This is a genomic window from Proteus sp. G2674, assembly GCF_009915195.1.
Classification (GTDB): Bacteria; Pseudomonadota; Gammaproteobacteria; order Enterobacterales; family Enterobacteriaceae; genus Proteus; species Proteus mirabilis.
Genome location: NZ_JAABLS010000020.1, coordinates 53,600 through 66,710, shown reverse-complemented (window position 1 = coordinate 66,710; position 13,111 = coordinate 53,600). Strand labels below are relative to the sequence as shown.

Below are 13,111 nucleotides of genomic sequence, written 5' to 3'. Positions count from 1 at the left end.
CAGCCGCCTCTTCAGCAAATAGTGGTATCTTCTCAACCAGTCGTATGCTATTTGGTTTATCGAAAGAGGGGGAGGCACCAAAACAGTTTAGCCAGCTATCAAAACGTTCAGTACCTGCCAATGGTTTACTCTTTACGAGTCTCTGTTTATCTTGCGGTATTGTGCTAATTTATTTTATTCCAGATGTGATGCGAGTATTTACGCTAGTAACAACGGTCTCTGCGTTATTATTTATGTTTATTTGGAGTATGATCTTATGCTGTTACTTAGCATATCGTAAGAAACGTCCTCAATTACATCAACAATCTATTTATAAAATGCCATTAGGGATCGTGATGTCATGGCTATGCTTAGCATTTTTTGTGTTTATGGTCGTGTTATTGGCATTTGAACATGATACCCGTCAAGCACTGATGGTAACGCCAATTTGGTTTATTGCTTTAGGGATAGGGTATCACTTTGTGAAAAAGCGTAAACAAAAAGCACAAATAAAAAGTTAACCTGTTTTCGTTATGTGTTGATTAAATAGATGTAGCCCTATCTTTTGTGATAGGGCTTTTGCTTTTATTTAATCCAAACTGTTGGTTTGAGTAGTGTAAATATATAATTTATTACTCGATTTTTTAATTAAAAATAATTGTTATATTAAAATAAATGTTGCTAGCTCAAATTATAGTTTAATTAAGAAAAAATATATTTTTATATAATCATATCTGTCTATTATTAATGTATTTCCTAAATATGTTAACTATATCCGGTATTTTTTTCAAAATAGACTATCCTACAATTAAAAAATAATAGGAGGCGATATGTATAAAAATATTTTGGTTCCCATTGATATCGATGAAGATAACTTACTAAATAAAGCCATTACATTAGTGGAGAACATTGCCAAAAGAGAAGATCCCTATGTCCATTTTTTGTATGTTTTACCAAAGTTGCCACAATCTTCTTATTATCGCTTAGTGATGAATGGCGATCAACTTGACCAAGTATGTTTAAAAAAATCAGCAGAAAAAGAGTTAAAAAAAATTATTGCTCGATTTGATTTACCGGAAGATCGTATTGAAACGCATATCTGTATTGGTAAACCACGGGATGGCATATTGCAGATAGCCGATCAGGTTAATGCTGATTTAATTGTTGTTAGCTCACATAATCCTGAAGCAGACAGCTATCATTTAGGCTCAACAGCGGCAGATATTACCCGTTATGCGAAACGTTCAGTGATGGTAGCAAGATAGCCGACTCTTTATTTTATATAGTAATACCATTAAGCGGTTGATGGCGTCTTATCAACTGCTTTTTTAATTTGGCACTCTAGCTATTTTTAATTATCATGCATTATCCCCTATAAGATAATAATTAAAAATTATGCTTACTATTACGGCACTACTAGAAAATAAGACAAGCGATCCCGCTCTTAGCCATTATCCTGGCCTTTCACTGCTATTAGAAGACACTGAAAGCGAAAGTAAAATTTTATTTGATACTGGTAAAGATCTCACTTTTATCAATAATGCTAAAAAAATGGCGATTGATTTGACGTCATTAACGACAATTGTTATTTCCCATGGGCACTATGATCATTTTGGTGGATTAACTCATTTAAATGAGGATTTCTTTATTACTAAGCCACATATTATTGCCCATCCTGATTTATTTTCAGTACGTTATTCAGCACTTTTTATGGGGCGCCAGTCTATTAAATTTAAGCGCCTTACTCCATTTTTTAACCGACAGCAGCTAGAACAGCAGTTTTCATTTCAGTTAACAGCGACACCTAAAGCTATCGATAAAAGATTTATCTATTCTGGCCAAGTGACAGAGCGTCAAATACATAAACGTTATGGCGTTATTGTCAGTGAAAGTAGCGAAACGGATGATTATGTACTTGATGATAGTTTTCTAATTTGGCAAGGTCAGCAAGGACTGGTGATTATCACGGGATGTAGCCATTCTGGTATTGATGCAATTATTCGCCATGCGAAAAAAATAACGGGAAATGACAAGATCCAAGCTATTGTCGGAGGGCTACATCTTCGCTGTGCCTCACTGGCGGCGTTAAAAAGAGCGAAAAAAGCAATAGGTCACCATGTTGAGGTTTATGGTTGCCATTGTACCGGTGCGCTTGGCCGTAGCTATCTTAATGCCAAAGATTTTAATACAGGGCAAAGATTATTTTTTAAATGATACATCAATATGTTAATCAAAAATGGGATGGTTGATTTTAGTGTGGGATTAAAAAAAGGTTTTTGATTTTAATCCTAGCATTTTTTATTAACAATGTATCGTCAATTATCAACGGATCACTAAAACAGAACAATTGGTGTTGTTAACAATATAATCTGCAGTAGAGCCAAGCAATATATTATGTCTATTACGAGAGCTAGAGCCAATGACAATAGTATCTACATCCATCTTATTGGCGAGTTCGAGAATATTATAATTTGGTGTCCCTATAAGGGCATGGCATTGGTACTGCTCTTTAGGTAATTGGAATTGTTGTTGAACACAGTGTGCTAGTTTTTCAGTTAACAAAATAACGGCTTGATGTTTTTTCTCTATAACTGAAGGGCTATCACAATCAAGCCCATAAGCTTCAAGAGAGCGTAAATTAGGCATGACTGTGACAAAATGAAAATAGTGATCAGCTTTTCTTGCTAGAAATTGAATATCTTTAACCATACGGTGAATTCTATCATCTTCTAATAAGTCAATTGCTACCAGTATTGTTTTAGCCATAATTTACCTTCTGTAAAAAATTAACCTTTTCACTCGAGTAGTATAGGTAATTTAGTGGCTAAGCTGAAATTTAAAGATGAATATTGCGATTATGGCGCCATTATTTTGGGGTTTTTAGCCCTAAAAGATAAAAAATAGGTGTGGAAAAAAGATTGTTCTATTAAACTTGTGCCAAGTTAACGACAGGTAGTTTACTATCATTATTTGTTATCAATAAATGATAACCTTAGGTTATAAAGCTATGAGAAAATCAAGCGAAGAATTATTAAAATGTATTGCAACAATATTACAATGGGTGCTGAATTGCGGATTACTTATTCTAGCCATCGTATTAGTCAGTTTTTTGATCAAAGAAACTTATGTTATCGCCTCTTTATTATTTAACTTAGCTGCTGAAGAATCTTCTTATCAGTTATTAGAAGGAATTTTGATCTACTTCCTTTATTTTGAGTTTATCGCATTGATTGTAAAATATTTTTTATCCGGTGGTCATTTCCCTTTAAGGTATTTTATTTATATAGGTATTACAGCTATTGTGCGTCTGATTATTGTTGAACATAAAGACTCGGTAGATACTTTGATTCAGTCCGGTGCCATTTTATTGCTCGTTATCGCGTTATTTATTGCAAATACCGAAAAATTAAAACGAAGCTAACCGAATAACAATATGTCAACAATGCATTGAAATGGTCTCTGTGCATTAAGGTTTTCCGCATGATTGGGGGAGATATGTTATTATCTCTCCCAATTTTATTTTGGAATATGTAAAAATATTATGTCTTATCAATGTCCACTTTGCTCCCAGCCACTTGCTCTTAAAGCCCATAGTTGGGTTTGTGACAATCACCATCAATTTGATTGCGCTAAAGAGGGGTATGTTAATTTACTCCCGGTACAATTTAAACGTTCTAAAGAGCCGGGGGATAGTGCAGAGATGATTAGTGCTCGGCGTGATTTTTTAGATGCGGGCTTTTATCAACCAATGCGAGACAAAGTGGCTCAATTAGTGGCTGAATATTTACCGAAAGATAATCCTCAGGTGTTAGATATTGGTTGTGGAGAAGGGTATTATACCTATCAGATATATCAACAACTAAAGTCAAAAAATCCACAAGTCTATGGCTTAGATGTGGCGAAGGTTGCCATTAAATATGCAGCAAAACGCTATGCTCCTATTCAATTTTGTGTTGCGTCCAGCCAACGTCTGCCTTTTTGTGATGCGTCATTAGATGCAGTGGTACGTATTTATGCCCCTTGCAATGCCGGCGAATTAACACGAGTTATTGCTCAAGATGGATATATTATTACGGTGACACCCGCACCACGTCATCTTTATCAACTCAAAGCGTTGATTTATTCAACAGTGCATCTTCATCCACTAAAAGATGAGATATTTGCTGGGTTCAAGCAAATAGCACAGCATCAAGTTGCTTATAATATGGCGTTAACAGGTAAACAAGCGGTTGATTTATTACAAATGACGCCTTTTGCTTGGCGTGCGAGTGAAGAGGTAAAAGAGACATTAGATAAAACAGCGCAATTTGCTTGTGAAACTGATTTTCTAATTCGTGTTTATCAACGTGTTTAGAATAAAAAAGCTTAGGTTGTGTTCATACCTAAGCTTTTTCATATTATGGCGACTTAATGTGCGTACATAAACAGATCAAGATGTTCAAAAAGAATATTAAAGCCGATAGCAATCAACACCATACCCCCGATAATTTCAGCTTTTTTGCCAAGCACAGGGCCAATATAGCGACCGATCAGCATACCCAGTGTTGCCATAATCATGGTCATCATACCGATGGTCATCGCGGTATGGACAATATCGACTTGTAGAAAGGCTAAGCCGACACCAATTGCCATCGCATCAAGGCTGGTGGCAATACCTGTCGCAATTAAAGAGAGTGAACCGTGACGTTGAGGAGCCTCTTCACAAATGCAATCATCACCACGCTTTAAACTCTGATAAATCATTCGTCCACCTAAGATAACCAATAAACCAAAGGCGACCCAGTGATCCCACTGAATAATATATTGACTGGTATATAAACCTAATGCCCAACCAATAATCGGGGTGCTTGCTTCAATAATACCAAAGATAAAACCGGTGCGGAGGGCTTCACGAAAATGAGGTTTATGTAAGGTGGCGCCTTTACAGACAGCGACGGCAAATGCGTCCATAGAAAGAGCAAGGGCGAGAATAATTGTGGCGTAAAAACTCATAACAATAGCCTCGGTTGGGGTGTTTCCATATACACACAATTGACCCCCAACCAAAGAAGTACAATTATGTGTCTATGGTCTTGCCAACCAAATAATGGCGTCTGTACCACGCTAAATAAAAATAAGCGAGTATGTTGATACAGACTTCTTAAAATAATGAGATTTATTTTAAGACAGGCTACTCCCCAATGACTTGATGCAGAAGATATCATATTATTTATGAAAGGCAACATATTATTTCATATATTTAAAAGATGATATTGATAATAATTATCATTATTATTTTTTCGTTTGAAAATATATTTTTTATATTATTATCATGTTAAAAAAATGATAAAATTCAATATGATGAAATATTAACCATATAATAAACAATGTGTTTATTTATTTTTATCTTATTTTTTAGATAAAATAAAAAATTAATACACACATAAATTATAAGTTATAAAAATGAGAATAAATTAAATGAAAGTTAAATAAACCTATATTTGGTAGGTATATAGTTATTAACTGACATTTTAAAATAGAGAAGTAATTTATAGATAAATAATATAGGTGTTATTTATAGGGTTATTATTTTTAATCGGTTTAACTATTATTTAAATAAAAAAGTCCATTTATTATAAATGGACTTTAGAAATAAAATCAGGCTAATTAGTCACATTGAACTTTTATAGCTAATCCACCACGAGAGGTTTCGCGATATTTTGCGTTCATGTCTTTACCTGTTTCGTACATGGTTTCAATCACTTTATCAAGTGAAACTCGTGGTTCACTGGTACGACGTAATGCCATACGAGCAGCATTTACCGCTTTAACAGAGGCAATTGCATTGCGTTCAATACAAGGAACTTGTACTTGTCCTGCAACAGGATCGCAAGTTAAACCTAAGTTATGCTCCATACCGATTTCAGCAGCAACACAGACTTGTTCAGGGCTAGCACCGAGTAATTCAGCAAGTCCTGCGGCAGCCATTGAGCAAGCAACGCCCACTTCGCCTTGGCAACCCACTTCAGCGCCAGAAATAGAAGCATTCATTTTGTAAAGAATACCAATCGCCCCTGAGGCTAAGAAATAACGGGTATAAATTTCAGGCGTGACCTTTTCAATACAGCGATCGTAATAAGCCAATACAGCTGGAACAATACCACATGCACCATTCGTTGGTGCGGTGACCACTCGTCCACCTGCGGCATTTTCTTCATTCACTGCCAGTGCAAACATATTGATAAGATCAACGACTTTCATCGGATCGTTAGACAGGCTATTACTGGAAGTTAATAAACGATTTAGTGACGCAGCACGACGAGGAACACGAAGTGGTCCCGGTAATACGCCTTCGGTATTTAAACCATGCTCGATACACTCTTGCATGGTTTTATAAACATCAGCAAAATAGGCACTAATTTCGGCTTGAGTATGAAGATCTAGCTCATTTTTCATCATTAAGCTAGAGATTGATAATCCGGTTTCTTTACAATGTTTTAATAACTCTTCAGCGCTTGCATACGGATAAGAAACAGGTTGGCTGTCAAGCACAGATTTGCCGAAGTTTTCTTCATCAACAATAAATCCACCACCAATAGAGTAGTAGGTTTTACGATAAATTTCTTTGTCACCTGCAAAAGCATGAATTGTCATGCCATTTTCATGTAATGAAAGATTATCATTGCTAAAATGCATACTTTCAGCTGGAAAATCGACAACTTTTAATCCATTTGCTAATGGTAAACGGCCAGTTTCTTCAACTTCACGAATAAAACCGGGAATGCTGTCAATATCGACAGTAGCGGGTGCATTACCTGCTAAGCCCATAATAATTGCGATATCAGTGTGGTGACCTTTGCCTGTCAATGACAATGAGCCGTATACATCAACAGCTACGCGAGTGACAGACGCAATCAGATCCTGGCTGACTAAATCATCGACAAATTCTTTCCCCGCTTTCATGGGGCCTACGGTGTGAGAGCTAGATGGCCCAATGCCCACTTTAAACATGTCGAAAACGCTAATCACGTCAGACTCCTTAATAAGAGTGAGGGTTAAAAAAATAATAAAAATATAGTTATTTATAGTAAGGGGAGCGTTTTTACGATTATATCGTCCCGTTAATAGTCTAGTTTACAACATTTTTTTAAAATAGCTAAGTACAGTTGTAGTGGTGACGATAAAAAGATAGCGTTGGATAATAAAATAATAAATTAAGTAATATGCAACGCGAGGTTATGTAAAATAGCTGCGGTTAGTCCCCACACCAAATGCCCTTCATAAGGGTAAAAATAGATGCGATGCATTTTACCGGCACGACGAAAATCTAACGGTAAATAGCGCTGAGTATTGAGTACATAACTTAATGGCATTTCAAAGACAGAAGCGACTTCTGTGGGATTATGCCGTAAAGATAAATTGGGGGGGATCACCCCGACAATGGGGGTTACTAAATAACCTTCTGAACTGCGTAATGGGGCTAATTGGCCGATCACAGAAACCATACTGGGCGGAATATCGACCTCTTCATGGGCTTCACGTAATGCAGTTTCAATGAGGCTTTTATCTTGTGGATCGCGTTTCCCTCCGGGGAGCGCAACTTGTCCGGCATGAGAGCGCAACGTTGATGCGCGCTCTGTTAAGAGGATCGTTGGATTAGGCTTATTGATAATCGGCAGTAAAACCGCTGCCGATTTTTTAGCATCAATAGGCTGATTTACCGGCTCGGGTAAAGTAAGTTGAAAGCGATTGATAAAGGTATCAATAAGTGTCATCGGGAGAAACTTCACTTAAAACAGTTAATATTTGACCAAGTTTATCAAAGGTTTCTTGGTACTCTTGTTCGGCAACGCTATCAGCGACAATTCCACCCCCCGCCCAACAGTAAATTTTATTTTTTTCCGTCAGTAGAGTTCTAATTGAGATATTAGTATCCATCGTACCACAAAAACTAATATAGCCAATGGCACCACAATATCCATGGCGACGATGTGGCTCTAGTTCTTCGATAATCTCCATTGCTCTAATTTTAGGTGCGCCAGTAATGGAGCCACCGGGGAAGGCCGCACGTAATAAGTCAGTTGCGTTTAAATTTTCTGGAAGTTCAGCGGTAATGGTGCTGACTAAGTGGTGTACGGCGGGAAAGCGTTCAACAACGAATAATTCAGGTACTTTGACTGATCCTGTTGTGGCAACTTTACTAATATCATTGCGCATTAAATCGACAATCATTAAGTTTTCAGCACGATCTTTACGAGAATTTGCCAGCAATTGCGCTTGTTCATCATCTTCATCGGGATGCGCTTTACGGGGAAGGGTACCCTTTATTGGACGTGTTTCAATTTTATGATCACTTAAATGAATAAAACGTTCCGGAGAAATACTCATAACAAAATGGTGAGGTAAATGCATAAAAGCAGAAAATGGCGCTTTATTCGCTTGATTTAGTGTTAAAAATGCATTCCATTCATCACCGCTATAATTAGCACAAAAACGTTGCGCTAAATTGACTTGATAGCAATCCCCTGAAAGTAAGTATTGATGAATTTTAGCAATTTTTTCATTGTATTCATCACTACTCATGTTTGATTGCCATGGAGAAGTTAAGACAAAAGGTTCTTTTTTTTCTATTGTGTTATTATCAGCGTGCTTTGCTAGCCATTGGAGACGTGCGTCAATATCTTGGTAGCTTATTAATGTGGCTTTTTTCAGTTGATGGTCAACAATTAGTGCCCAATCATAAATACCGATAGCCATATCAGCGAAATTAAGTTCATTTTTTGCTAATTCTGGTAATATTTCAATGCGACGACCTAAATCGTAACTCCATATACCTAATGCGCCACCTAGAAAAGGAAGCGTTTCATCACTGACTGGATGAAAATTAAAAGCGTCTAATGCTGTTTGGATAAGCGTAAAGGGATCTTTTTTAGAGCGTTTGACTCGACCGGTTTTCTCTTTAATAGTGGTAATTTGTTTGCGTGTTTCTAAGGTAATAGCAGGATCGGATACAACAATATCAAAACGATTATGGTGATGTTCGGCAAAACCTGAATGCAGTAAACTAGACCAAGACAAAGAGGCGATAGGTGCAAATACCCGTAATGCTAAATCAGGGGTATAAGTTAATTCACGTTGCTGTAATTGCATATCCATTTTATGACCATTTAAACAAGTATTCTGTATCATTTACACTATCAATCATTAGTTCAGTGATTGCATTATTGTAAAGACCAACATAGAAATCGATTAAGATAAGAGTAACATTATGTTTCTAGGAATGCCTACATTAACACATGAAGAACAACAAAAAGCAGTAGAAAAAATTCAACATCTGATGTCCGAAGGTATGAGTAGTGGTGAGGCGATCCAATTGGTCGCTCAAGAATTAAGAGAAAAACACACGACTCGTGAATCAGTCTCTATTGTGTTTGACGATGACAATGATTAAAACATTTTTTTAACAAATGTCACAAATACCCTGTTTTGCTTATGCTATGCTTAATAGAAACTCGTCCTGCTTTAAGGGATATTTTCGGGAGGTTATTATGAAATTAAGCAAATTAGTTGGTCAAACAGGGATACTTGGTGCAGGTTTTTTTCTTGCGGTTTCTTTTGGAGCCTCTGCAGAAAGTGTCACAAATGTAAATAATGATAATAATGTTGTGCGCTCAGCCCCTTTTGCTAGTTGTGTTAATCTTGATAAAGAACAACTTGCCACTAGAGTGAAAAATGATTATTTACTCAATCGATTACCTCGCTGGCAGGATGATAAAAAAGCGCTAGGACCAAAACCTGTGGCGAATATTAATGCGAACGATGTTATCAAAAGAGATAATAGCTATCATGTTATCTTGGATGTAAGAGGTGCTCGTACCGATCTACGTTACAATGTTGAAGTTAATTGTGATGAGAATAAAATCACCTATATATCAAGTAAATAGTATCATTTAACTGATAAAAAATAGCGATTTTTCGCCCATTTTTATATCATTACTTGAAAATAAAAAAGAGATAAACGTAAATGTTTATCTCTTTTTTTAATACTGAGCACGGTATTTATTTCGACTCAAAAGGTAAGCGAGAATAGTGTTGGCTTCGTGCTCGATAAAAGGTCACTCTTTCTTGAAAATAGCTTTGTAAAGCTTGAGGTTGCTCTCTTGCTATCGCATCAGCCACTACTGGCATATTATAACGCTCTTTAAAGGCAACCCCTGAAGCGGCTAGGTTGACATTAATTTTATCTTTTTCTTCTTGTGTAAGTTCAGCAAGGTTATAACCCATCGTACTTTCTCCCTTGTTATATGAGAGTAAAGTAAAAGAGAGCGATGAGTAATGCAAGTAACTAAAAGAAATTATTTTAAAAAATTTAAAAAAAAGAAATAGAAAGCGATTGTATAGATAATGGATAAAAAACTTTATTACTAATAGTTATTAGTAGTAAATAATATTGTCTTTAAATAAATTATTCTACTGGTACATTTTTTAGCTAGCCAAGGTAACATGTTTATTATATTGAATTAATTATATTTAAAATTAGTTTTTTTAATGTTTCCCTGAGTTAGTAACCAATTTTGACGAGTTTTATATTTGATCTAAATCAATTTTATTTATATCAATTATTTTTACATTATAGATAAAGTAATAATTAAATTTTAATAAAATGTTAATATTGTCTATTTTATGTTTTATTTTTTAAGTTAATTTTTATAAAAACGATTGAGTAATCACTAACAGAATGAAAAATAAGGATAAAAAAAAGCCCTGTTGGGGAAACAGGGCAAAAAATAATACAACACCAGGGAAAAATGTATTATAAATAAAATTAACTAAATGGTTAATAAGTAAATTTACGTGAATATTGATTTTTTTATTAATCAAAAAATAATCAACATTAAATTGTTATGGAAACAAAAGGGAAAAGGCGCTAATAAATAAGCAGAAAATGGAAATAAGTAAAATAAAATTTAAGTAAAAATAAAGAAGATAGAGAAGAAAAACGGAGTACTTTAAAACATTTTTTATTAATAGAGTTCGTAATAGTCCTGTCCCTAAAGTAAAGTTATTAATATTTTGTTAAAAAATAATAATTCCGTTCGTTAAAGTTATATTATTTTTTCACTATGCATTTCTTATAATGCGCTTTTCAAATTCTTATTAGCATTACTACTAAGAGAATATTTAATTAATAAATCCACTTATTTGATTTAAATCTCACTTTAAAATGGAAAATGTATATTTGGCAATCAATTCTTATTGGTGTTTTTTTCATCTTTTAGCATGTTGTTAAATAATCAATTAACAATATTTTGTAGATCAGTAAATTTATTTTATTCTATAATATAGAATGTTTTAATTATTTATCTAAATGATATTTATAGGTTTTTTATTTTGTTATGCTAAAGTTTCTAGTTAATAAGATAATTAAATAGAATGATTAAATAATAAAAAAATAAACAAAAAATATACATATCGTATAATCTTGTGTTACATTTAAGTCGCTTTTTAGACAATCATTTTTGATATGAGATAAAGACATACATAAGCCATTTATTGGTTCAATTATAGGTGTTTATCTGTTTTTTATTTCAATAGCGATGTAAGGATAGGTTATATACGTTATTACATAAGGGGATTAATTTGACAGGGCTAATTAACTTTGCAAATAACATTTTATGGGGATATGTACTTATTTACTTACTCCTTGGTGTGGGTATTTATTTCACTATTCGAACAGGATTTATTCAAATCCGCCATTTTGGTCATATGTTTTCTATTTTAAAAAATAGTCATAAGTCAGATAAATCAGGTATCTCTTCATTCCAAGCTTTATGTACCAGTTTAGCTGCACGTGTTGGAACAGGTAACTTAACCGGTGTAGCAATTGCGCTGACCGCAGGTGGCCCTGGGGCCATTTTTTGGATGTGGGTAGTTGCAATTATAGGTATGGCGACTTCCTTAATAGAAAGTACATTAGCACAGTTGTATAAAACTAAAGATGATGAAGGTAACTATCGCGGTGGCCCTGCTTATTATATGACAAAAGGCCTCAATATGCGTTGGATGGGCGTATTATTCGCCATTTTCCTCATCATTGCCTTCGGACTTGTTTTTAATGCGGTACAAGCTAACTCAATAGCACAAGCTGCTGCATCAGCATTTAATTTCGATCCATTATATGTTGGTATTGGACTGGTGGTGATGAGCGGCTTTATTATTTTTGGCGGTCTACGTTGGATTGCGCGTGTTGCCGAGCTGGTTGTACCCATTATGGCTATCGCCTATTTATTATTAGCATTTTGGGTTGTTGCAGATCATTTTGAACGTTTACCTGAAGTGTTTATGCTAATTTTTAAAAGCGCATTTGGTTTACAGGAAGCCGCAGCAGGGGCAATTGGCTATGGTATTAGTCAAGCGATGACCCAAGGTATTCAACGCGGCCTATTTTCTAATGAAGCAGGTATGGGATCTGCACCTAATGCCGCCGCTTCTGCAACACCTTACCCACCTCATCCAGCATCGCAAGGCTATATTCAGATGTTAGGGGTATTTATGGATACCTTGGTGATTTGTAGTGCGACTGCAGTGATTATTTTATCTTCAGGTGTGTTAGATAATTATCAAGATGGTATTAATGGTATTCAGTTAACCCAGCTAGCATTATCGTCAACTGTCGGTGGTTGGGGGAGTACTTTTATTGCTGTTGCGATTTTTTTCTTTGCCTTTACATCGATTATTGCAAATTATGCCTATGCTGAAAGTAATATGATTTTTTTAGGCCGCAATCATATGACAGGGCTATTCTTACTCAGATCAGCCGTACTGGCGATGGTGATGTTTGGCGCTTTGGCTGAAATGCCGTTAGTGTGGAAAATGGCTGATCTCTCGATGGGATTAATGGCTGTCACTAACTTAATTGCCATTATTTTACTTTCAGGCGTCGCTTTGAAGTTAATTAAAGATTATAACCAACAGCGACAAGCTGGTGTATTACCCACTTTCAATATTCGCCAATACCCTGAATTACAAAATGATATTGAGCAAGGTATTTGGGATAAAGAGCCTTTACCTAATGAGCCGTTAGTCCGCTGTGAAAAGGTGAGGCAATAATTGAGCAAGTACGGTATTCATTAAAAAATTATTAAAAAAAAAC

At 35.3% G+C, this 13,111-nt stretch carries 14 protein-coding genes and 1 riboswitch; of the genes, 8 read left to right on the top strand and 6 right to left on the bottom strand.

Going from position 1 to position 13,111, the window contains the following annotated elements; all coding sequences use genetic code 11:
- The 3 genes from GWI58_RS09900 to GWI58_RS09890 all read left to right on the top strand — a co-directional run.
- Positions 1-500 (top strand): amino acid permease (locus GWI58_RS09900; RefSeq protein ID WP_161769135.1); only part of this gene is annotated, 500 nt, incomplete at its 5' end.
- A gap of 309 nt (positions 501-809) precedes the next feature.
- Positions 810-1,244, top strand: a complete 435-nt coding sequence (locus tag GWI58_RS09895; protein ID WP_124725192.1) for a universal stress protein — start codon at positions 810-812, stop codon at positions 1,242-1,244.
- A 130-nt stretch (positions 1,245-1,374) separates the two neighbouring features.
- Positions 1,375-2,193 carry an MBL fold metallo-hydrolase gene (locus GWI58_RS09890; RefSeq protein WP_017827497.1) on the top strand — a complete coding sequence of 273 codons (819 nt, stop codon included), beginning with the start codon at positions 1,375-1,377 and terminating at the stop codon, positions 2,191-2,193.
- A gap of 108 nt (positions 2,194-2,301) precedes the next feature.
- Here the strand turns inward: GWI58_RS09890 and GWI58_RS09885 are convergent, their stop codons facing one another.
- On the bottom strand, positions 2,302-2,745 hold the full coding sequence (locus GWI58_RS09885; RefSeq protein ID WP_004243477.1) for a universal stress protein: 444 nt from the start codon (positions 2,743-2,745) through the stop codon (positions 2,302-2,304).
- Between the two features lie 241 nt (positions 2,746-2,986).
- Here GWI58_RS09885 and psiE point away from each other — a divergent pair, with 241 nt between their 5' ends.
- Positions 2,987-3,400, top strand: coding sequence for a phosphate-starvation-inducible protein PsiE (gene psiE / locus GWI58_RS09880; protein WP_004248313.1), 414 nt, complete (start codon positions 2,987-2,989; stop codon positions 3,398-3,400).
- A 120-nt stretch (positions 3,401-3,520) separates the two neighbouring features.
- Complete coding sequence (gene rlmA / locus GWI58_RS09875) at positions 3,521-4,333, top strand: 23S rRNA (guanine(745)-N(1))-methyltransferase (RefSeq protein ID WP_161769134.1); 813 nt, start codon at positions 3,521-3,523, stop codon at positions 4,331-4,333.
- Between the two features lie 53 nt (positions 4,334-4,386).
- Here the strand turns inward: rlmA and mntP are convergent, their stop codons facing one another.
- The 4 genes from mntP to pabB form a co-directional block, all read right to left on the bottom strand.
- A complete protein-coding gene (gene mntP / locus GWI58_RS09870; RefSeq protein ID WP_004248311.1) occupies positions 4,387-4,971 on the bottom strand; it encodes a manganese efflux pump MntP in 585 nt (194 codons plus the stop codon).
- 60 nt (positions 4,972-5,031) lie between these two features.
- Positions 5,032-5,170: riboswitch (yybP-ykoY riboswitch) on the bottom strand.
- Positions 5,171-5,625: 455 nt separating this feature from the next.
- Entirely contained in the window at positions 5,626-6,987 is a 1,362-nt protein-coding gene (locus GWI58_RS09865; protein WP_004248310.1) for an L-serine ammonia-lyase, read from the bottom strand.
- A gap of 185 nt (positions 6,988-7,172) precedes the next feature.
- Complete coding sequence (locus GWI58_RS09860) at positions 7,173-7,733, bottom strand: CoA pyrophosphatase (RefSeq protein WP_004243472.1); 561 nt, start codon at positions 7,731-7,733, stop codon at positions 7,173-7,175.
- Positions 7,720-9,147, bottom strand: a complete 1,428-nt coding sequence (gene pabB / locus GWI58_RS09855; protein ID WP_442958944.1) for an aminodeoxychorismate synthase component 1 — start codon at positions 9,145-9,147, stop codon at positions 7,720-7,722. Before pabB ends, GWI58_RS09860 begins: the two co-directional genes overlap by 14 nt.
- A gap of 79 nt (positions 9,148-9,226) precedes the next feature.
- Here pabB and GWI58_RS09850 point away from each other — a divergent pair, with 79 nt between their 5' ends.
- Together GWI58_RS09850 and yebF are read left to right on the top strand one after the other, a co-directional pair.
- On the top strand, positions 9,227-9,409 hold the full coding sequence (locus GWI58_RS09850; protein ID WP_004243469.1) for a YoaH family protein: 183 nt from the start codon (positions 9,227-9,229) through the stop codon (positions 9,407-9,409).
- A 97-nt stretch (positions 9,410-9,506) separates the two neighbouring features.
- Complete coding sequence (yebF, locus tag GWI58_RS09845) at positions 9,507-9,902, top strand: protein YebF (protein WP_012368045.1); 396 nt, start codon at positions 9,507-9,509, stop codon at positions 9,900-9,902.
- A gap of 115 nt (positions 9,903-10,017) precedes the next feature.
- On the opposite strand, the gene GWI58_RS09840 is transcribed toward yebF, so the two are convergent.
- Entirely contained in the window at positions 10,018-10,242 is a 225-nt protein-coding gene (locus tag GWI58_RS09840) for a DNA polymerase III subunit theta (protein WP_004243467.1), read from the bottom strand.
- 1,356 nt (positions 10,243-11,598) lie between these two features.
- On the opposite strand from GWI58_RS09840, the gene GWI58_RS09835 reads away from it, so the two are divergent.
- Positions 11,599-13,068, top strand: a complete 1,470-nt coding sequence (locus tag GWI58_RS09835; RefSeq protein ID WP_004243466.1) for an alanine/glycine:cation symporter family protein — start codon at positions 11,599-11,601, stop codon at positions 13,066-13,068.
- Positions 13,069-13,111 lie beyond the last annotated feature (43 nt).

What these genes read in the sequence shown, in the direction of transcription:
- GWI58_RS09895 (WP_124725192.1), top strand. Translation starts at nt 810, where the DNA reads ATGTATAAAAATATTTTGGTTCCCATTGATATCGATGAAGATAACTTA.
- GWI58_RS09890 (WP_017827497.1), top strand. Translation starts at nt 1,375, where the DNA reads ATGCTTACTATTACGGCACTACTAGAAAATAAGACAAGCGATCCCGCT.
- GWI58_RS09885 (WP_004243477.1), bottom strand. Translation starts at nt 2,745, where the DNA reads ATGGCTAAAACAATACTGGTAGCAATTGACTTATTAGAAGATGATAGA.
- psiE (WP_004248313.1), top strand. Translation starts at nt 2,987, where the DNA reads ATGAGAAAATCAAGCGAAGAATTATTAAAATGTATTGCAACAATATTA.
- rlmA (WP_161769134.1), top strand. Translation starts at nt 3,521, where the DNA reads ATGTCTTATCAATGTCCACTTTGCTCCCAGCCACTTGCTCTTAAAGCC.
- mntP (WP_004248311.1), bottom strand. Translation starts at nt 4,971, where the DNA reads ATGAGTTTTTACGCCACAATTATTCTCGCCCTTGCTCTTTCTATGGAC.
- GWI58_RS09860 (WP_004243472.1), bottom strand. Translation starts at nt 7,733, where the DNA reads ATGACACTTATTGATACCTTTATCAATCGCTTTCAACTTACTTTACCC.
- pabB (WP_442958944.1), bottom strand. Translation starts at nt 9,147, where the DNA reads ATGATACAGAATACTTGTTTAAATGGTCATAAAATGGATATGCAATTA.
- GWI58_RS09850 (WP_004243469.1), top strand. Translation starts at nt 9,227, where the DNA reads ATGTTTCTAGGAATGCCTACATTAACACATGAAGAACAACAAAAAGCA.
- yebF (WP_012368045.1), top strand. Translation starts at nt 9,507, where the DNA reads ATGAAATTAAGCAAATTAGTTGGTCAAACAGGGATACTTGGTGCAGGT.
- GWI58_RS09840 (WP_004243467.1), bottom strand. Translation starts at nt 10,242, where the DNA reads ATGGGTTATAACCTTGCTGAACTTACACAAGAAGAAAAAGATAAAATT.